The organism is Vibrio sp. 10N.286.49.C3, from assembly GCF_041469545.1.
GTDB classification, from domain to species: Bacteria; Pseudomonadota; Gammaproteobacteria; order Enterobacterales; family Vibrionaceae; genus Vibrio; species Vibrio tasmaniensis_A.
On record NZ_JBFRKT010000010.1, the window covers coordinates 209,619 to 215,968 of the forward strand.

The following is a 6,350-nucleotide window of genomic DNA, read 5'->3' on the forward strand; positions in this document are numbered from 1 at the left end:
CTGGAGGCACAATGCGCTTTACTGATGTTTTTATTAAACGTCCAGTTCTAGCGGTATCCATCAGCTTTTTGATTGCTCTGCTTGGCTTACAAGCAATCTTCAAAATGCAGGTGCGTGAATACCCTGAAATGACGAATACCGTGGTGACAGTCTCAACTGGTTACTACGGTGCAAGTGCCGATCTTATCCAAGGCTTTATCACCCAGCCCCTCGAACAGGCTGTGGCTCAAGCGGATAATATCGATTATATGACATCTTCTTCTGTGCTAGGTAAATCTACGATTACCGTGAACATGAAGTTGAACACCGATCCGAATGCGGCATTGTCTGACATACTGGCCAAGACAAACTCGGTACGTTCTCAGCTACCTAAAGAGGCTGAAGATCCAACCGTAACCATGTCTACCGGTTCAACAACCGCTGTACTCTATATTGGTTTTACCAGTGACGAATTGGTATCGAGCCAAATTACCGACTATCTAGAGCGTGTAATCAACCCGCAGCTATTTACGGTTAATGGTGTATCTAAAGTTGACCTATATGGTGGTATGAAATACGCACTGCGCGTATGGCTAGACCCATCAAAAATGGCGGCGATTGGTCTGACTGCATCTGATGTAATGACGGTACTGAACGCTAACAACTACCAATCAGCTACGGGTCAAGCGACCGGTGAGTTCGTGCTTTACAACGGCAGTGCCGATACTCAGGTATCAAACACTGAAGAACTAGAGAATCTAGTCGTGAAAAGCGGAGAAGGTGAGATCATTCGCCTATCCGATATCGCGAAAGTTTCTCTTGAGAAAAGTCACGATGTTTACCGAGCAAGTGCTAACGGCCAAGAGGCGGTTGTAGCCGCGATCAATGCGGCGCCAAGTGCGAACCCAATCAACATCGCAGCTGATGTACTGGAACTTCTTCCTCAACTAGAGAAGAACCTACCAAGCAACATCTCAATGAACGTCATGTACGATTCAACTATTGCGATTAACGAGTCAATTCAAGAGGTTATTAAGACTATCCTTGAAGCGGCATTAATCGTATTGATCGTGATTACTTTATTCTTAGGTTCATTCCGAGCGGTACTGATCCCTATTATTACTATCCCACTGTCTTTGATTGGTGTGGCAATGGTAATGCAGGCAATGGGTTTCTCTTGGAATCTAATGACACTACTTGCAATGGTACTTGCCATCGGTCTAGTGGTAGATGATGCGATCGTAGTACTTGAAAACGTCGACAGGCATATCAAGCTCGGCGAGTCCCCTTTCCGTGCAGCGATTATCGGTACCCGCGAAATTGCGGTGCCTGTTATCGCAATGACGTTAACGCTAGGTGCGGTATATGCTCCAATTGCGATGATGGGTGGTATTACAGGCTCGCTATTTAAAGAGTTTGCATTAACCCTAGCGGGTTCGGTTTTCGTATCAGGCATTGTGGCACTAACGCTCTCGCCAATGATGTGTTCGAAAATGCTGAAAGCTCACGCTGAGCCAAGCAAGTTTGAGCAGAAAGTTCATAGCGTGCTAGATGGCATGACTAACCGTTACGAGCGTATGCTTGGTGCGGTAATGCAACATCGTCCAGTATTTATTGGTTTTGCTATCATCGTATTTGCAAGTTTACCGTTGTTGTTCAAATTCATCCCTAGTGAGCTAGCACCTTCAGAAGATAAAGGTGTAATCATGTTGATGGGTACAGCACCGTCGAATGCAAACTTAGACTTCATGCAAAATACCATGAACGACGTAAACCAGATTCTGTCTGATCAGCCAGAAGTTGCTTACGCACAGGTATTTACAGGTGTGCCAAATGCAAACCAAGCATTTGGTATCGCGTCTATGGTTCCTTGGAGCGAACGTGAAGCAAGCCAATCAGACGTAGCAAACCGCGTTGGTAATTTGGTGAAAGATGTTCCAGGAATGGCGGTAACTGCATTCCAAATGCCAGAACTACCCGGTGCTGGTTCAGGCCTTCCAATTCAATTTGTCATAACAACGCCAAACAGTTTTGAAAGCTTGTTCCAAATTACCACAGACATTCTGGCTGATGTCTCTTCAAACCCGTTGTTCGTATATTCAGATCTCGACCTGAACTACGACTCAGCAACCATGAAGATCAACATCGACAAGGATAAAGCAGGCGCATACGGTGTGACCATGCAAGATATCGGTATCACGCTCGGTACCATGATGTCTGATGGCTACGTGAACCGTATAGACTTGAATGGCCGTTCTTACGAGGTTATTCCTCAAGTTGAACGTAAATTCCGTTTGAACCCAGAATCAATGAACAACTACTACGTACGTGCTGCAGACGGCAACGCTGTACCACTAGGCAGTTTGATTACGATTGATGTTGTGGCAGAGCCTCGCTCTCTTCCTCACTTCAACCAATTGAACTCGGCGACGATTGGTGCGGTACCGGCTCCAGGCGCTGCAATGGGTGATGCAATTGCGTGGTTTGAAGACACGGCAGCGAATAAGCTTCCAAGTGGCTACAACCATGACTACATGGGTGAAGCACGCCAATACGTAACAGAAGGTAGCGCACTTTGCGCGACCTTTGGTTTAGCTCTGGCAATCATCTTCTTGGTATTGGCGATTCAGTTTGAATCACTGAAAGACCCACTGGTTATCATGGTATCTGTACCACTGGCGATCTGTGGTGCCCTAATAGCTCTGGCTTGGGGCGCGGCAACGATGAACATCTACTCGCAAGTTGGTTTGATCACCTTAGTCGGCCTGATTACCAAGCACGGTATCTTGATTTGTGAGGTTGCGAAAGAAGAGCAGCTGCACAATCAAAAAACTCGTATTGAAGCGGTAATGGAAGCAGCGAAGGTTCGTCTTCGTCCAATCCTGATGACAACGGCTGCGATGATCGCGGGTCTAATCCCACTGATGTACGCAAGTGGTGCGGGTGCGGCTCAGCGTTTCAGTATTGGTATCGTAATCGTTGCTGGTTTAGCAATTGGTACTCTATTCACGCTATTTGTACTGCCAGTGATTTACAGTTACTTAGCTGAAAAACACAAACCTCTACCTGTATTTGTTGAAGACAAAGACCTAGAAAAACTAGCTCGCGTCGATGAAGCAAAAGCAGCGCACAGAGAATTAGCTGATAATAAGTAATCACTAAGTCGTAATAACAATAAAAAGGCTACTTCGCTGGCCTTTTTTTGTACGCCATAGGCGACATCGCAAGTGTGATTAAATAGAATAGTGGTAAATATTCAGGAGTTTTAATTGATATGTTTGATCCAAAAAAACTAGAGCAGATTGCTAAGCAGATCCACGATTCTATGCCTCAACCAGTAAAAGAGCTTGGTTCAGATGTAGATCAAAAAGTTCGCCAGGTTATCCAAGGCCAACTGAACAAGCTAGACGTTGTAAGCCGTGAAGAGTTTGATGTTCAAACACAAGTACTACTGCGCACTCGCCAAAAGCTGACTGAAATGGAACAAAAGCTAGCGGACTTAGAAGCAAAGATTGCCGACAAGTAAGCGTAAAGAAAGAAAACTGAAAGTCTACGAAGACTGAACAAACAATGTTCATTTTATTGATTTTTAAGACTTTGTTACTAAAAGCAAAAAGGCTTGGTCAACGGCGACCAAGCCTTTTTATTAGATGTTGTGTTGCTTATTTATAACTCCAACCTGTAAGGAGTTAGTGATACTGCTTCGCTTTTTCTGCAAATTTATCAGTATCTAAGCGACAAATTAACCGCCTACAGCGATACGCTTCATGTCGCTCATGTAGCTACGTAGCTCTTCACCAATATACTCTACAGGGTGGTTACGGATAGCTTCGTTTACTTCAATTAGTTTAGCGTTATCAACTTGGTTAGATGTTTCACCTAGACCACGGCCGATTACGTCTGTTGCTACTGAAGGCATGAACTTCTCACGTAGTAGCGGTGTTGCTACGTTAGCAAATAGGTAGTTACCGTACTCAGCAGTATCAGAGATTACAACGTTCATTTCGTAAAGACGCTTACGAGCAACTGTGTTTGCGATTAGTGGAAGCTCATGTAGAGATTCGTAGTAAGCCGACTCATCGATGATGCCAGATGCTGTCATTGCTTCGAATGCTAGCTCAACACCGGCGCGAACCATAGCAACCATTAGGATACCGTTGTCGAAGTACTCTTGCTCTGAGATTTCTACGTCAGAAGCTGGGTAGTTTTCGAATGCTGTTTCGCCTGTCTCTTCACGCCAGCCTAGTAGGTTCACGTCATCGTTCGCCCAGTCAGCCATCATTGTGCTAGAGAAGTGACCAGAGATGATGTCATCCATGTGCTTGTTGTAAAGCGGACGCATTAGGTCTTTTAGCTCTTCAGAAAGCTCAAACGCTTTAACTTTAGCAGGGTTAGATAGACGGTCCATCATGTGAGTTACACCACCGAACTTAAGTGCTTCAGTAATCGTTTCCCAACCGTATTGTAGAAGTTTACCTGCGTAGCCTGGTTCGATGCCATCAGCAATCATCTTCTCGTAAGATACGATAGAACCCGCTTGTAGCATGCCACATAGAATAGTTTGCTCACCCATAAGGTCAGATTTAACTTCAGCTACGAATGAAGACTCTAGGCAACCTGCACGGTGGCCACCAGTACCTGCAGCCCAAGCTTTAGCGATATCCCAGCCTTCACCTTTAGGGTCATTTTCTGGGTGAACAGCGATCAGTGTTGGAACACCGAAACCACGCTTGTACTCTTCACGTACTTCAGAACCTGGACACTTAGGTGCAACCATTACAACGGTAAGGTCAGCACGTAATTGCATTCCTTCTTCAACAACGTTGAAACCATGAGAGTAACCAAGAGCAGCGCCTTCTTTCATTAGAGGCATTACTGTCTCAACAACATTAGTGTGTTGCTTGTCGGGAGTAAGGTTAATAACTAGGTCTGCTTGAGGGATTAGCGTTTCGTAGCTACCAACTACAAAGCCGTTTTCGTCAGCATTCTTGAATGATTGACGCTTCTCATCAATTGCAGCTTGGCGTAGAGCGTAAGATACGTCTAGACCAGAATCACGCATGTTTAGACCTTGGTTTAGGCCTTGAGCACCACAGCCAACAATGACGATCTTCTTACCTTCAAGGTATTCAGCTTCAGTCGTAAATTCTTCACGATCCATGAAACGGCAGCGACCTAATTGGTCTAGTTGCTCACGAAGGTTTAATGTATTGAAATAGTTAGCCATTGTAGGGCACTCCTTTAAAAATAAGTCCGTAAGGTCGATATCTCTCTATCGAATGACTTCATACTAAAACAGACACTCCGTTGCTGAAAGTGATATATTCACAATTAGTTATTGCAATAAATGCAACATGGAAACGATCGCAAAACATGAACATAAAATCTCTACAATTATTTATACATTTATGTGATAGCAAGAGTTTCAGCAAAACAGCTGCTGCTATGCACGTCAGTCCTTCTGCCCTTAGTCGTCAAATACAAAAGCTTGAGGAAGAAACAGGGCAAGAACTGCTTATCAGGGATAACCGAAGTGTTGACCTCACACCAGCAGGGAAACATCTGTTACCTGTGGCATTGAGCATCGTTGGCGAGTGGCAGCAATATAATCTCCACCTAAAAGGCGGAGAACAGGAGCTCAAGGGTGAGATCCGCATTTTCTGTTCCGTAACAGCAAGCTACAGTCACCTTCCTGAACTCATTACCGAATTCAGGGCTATTCATCCGTATATTGAGTTTAAGCTCTCTACTGGTGACCCAGCGCAATCCATCGACAAGATCTTAAACGATGAAGCAGATATCGCGATCTCAGCAAAGCCAGACATCCTTCCTTCAAGGTTAGAGTTCGAGACCATCAGCGATATTCCACTATCAGTCATCATCCCATCTGGTGTGAGTAGCTTTAGCCAGCAACTGCAATCCGATAAGCCAAACTGGAATGAAGTGCCTTTTATCATTCCGGAAGCAGGGACTGCGCGAGAACGTGCGAACGCATGGTTCAAAAAGGTGAAGATAAAACCCAATATTTACGCTCAGGTATCAGGTCATGAAGCGATCGTCAGTATGGTTGCCCTTGGTTGTGGGGTTGGTATTGCGCCAGACGTTGTAATCAACAACAGTCCTGTGAGAGATAAAGTCGACCGCTTAAAAATAGAACCAATCAAGCCGTTTGAATTGGGAGTGTGCTGTAAGCGATCGCAGTTAGAAAATCCGTTGATTAGAGCATTTTGGCAGGTAGCTGAAGGTAAATACCTTCAAGACTAGTTATCTATAAGTGAAAACAAGCAAGTGTGGAGTCACAGATAAAGAGCACGTTAGTGCTCTTTTTTGTTTTTCTAAACGACAAATATGAAAAAAGCCCGCTGATTTCT

The 6,350-nt window shown here is 44.7% G+C and carries 4 protein-coding genes; 3 read left to right on the plus strand and 1 reads right to left on the minus strand.

Annotated elements, in window-relative coordinates; genetic code table 11:
* Nucleotides 1–11: 11 nt before the first annotated feature.
* Both AB4180_RS06815 and ubiK read left to right on the plus strand, forming a co-directional pair.
* Complete coding sequence (locus AB4180_RS06815) at nt 12–3,134, plus strand: multidrug efflux RND transporter permease subunit (RefSeq protein WP_102249040.1); 3,123 nt, start codon at nt 12–14, stop codon at nt 3,132–3,134.
* A 119-nt stretch (nt 3,135–3,253) separates the two neighbouring features.
* Nucleotides 3,254–3,505, plus strand: coding sequence for a ubiquinone biosynthesis accessory factor UbiK (gene ubiK, locus AB4180_RS06820; RefSeq protein ID WP_009848085.1), 252 nt, complete (start codon nt 3,254–3,256; stop codon nt 3,503–3,505).
* Nucleotides 3,506–3,721: 216 nt separating this feature from the next.
* On the opposite strand, the gene ilvC is transcribed toward ubiK, so the two are convergent.
* Nucleotides 3,722–5,206 (minus strand): ketol-acid reductoisomerase, encoded by a 1,485-nt coding sequence (gene ilvC / locus AB4180_RS06825; protein WP_017096410.1) that lies wholly within the window; start codon nt 5,204–5,206, stop codon nt 3,722–3,724.
* Between the two features lie 146 nt (nt 5,207–5,352).
* On the opposite strand from ilvC, the gene ilvY reads away from it, so the two are divergent.
* Nucleotides 5,353–6,243 (plus strand): HTH-type transcriptional activator IlvY, encoded by an 891-nt coding sequence (ilvY, locus tag AB4180_RS06830; RefSeq protein WP_102249041.1) that lies wholly within the window; start codon nt 5,353–5,355, stop codon nt 6,241–6,243.
* Nucleotides 6,244–6,350: the final 107 nt, after the last annotated feature.